General features: G+C 65.1%; 1 protein-coding gene. It reads left to right on the top strand.

Features of this window, described 5'->3' with window-relative positions; all coding sequences use genetic code 11:
- The coding region (locus tag AC0L3P_RS40335; RefSeq protein WP_473309503.1) for a transposase at window positions 1-258 on the top strand (258 nt) is incomplete at both ends.

Genomic DNA, 258 nt, shown 5'->3' with positions numbered 1-258 from the left:
CGCTCGGCGGCCGGCCGGCAGCAAGCTTCGCCAAGCGGCTCATGCTGCCTGTCAGCAACGATACCTTGCTGCGGGTGGTCCGCCGGCGGGCGGCGATGCCGATGGATCCCTTGCTTGTTGTGGGTATTGATGACTGGGCGTTCCGGAGAAATCGTCGGTACGGGACCATCGTGTGCGATTTGGAGCGTCGGCGGATCGTTGCCTTGCTACCCGACCGGGAAATGGCGACCGTTCAGGCGTGGCTGTCGAAGCACCCGG

The organism is Bradyrhizobium sp. WSM4874 (assembly GCF_055811835.1).
The sequence above is the reverse complement of the archived record's forward strand: the minus strand, read 5'-3'. Positions and strand labels throughout refer to the sequence as shown.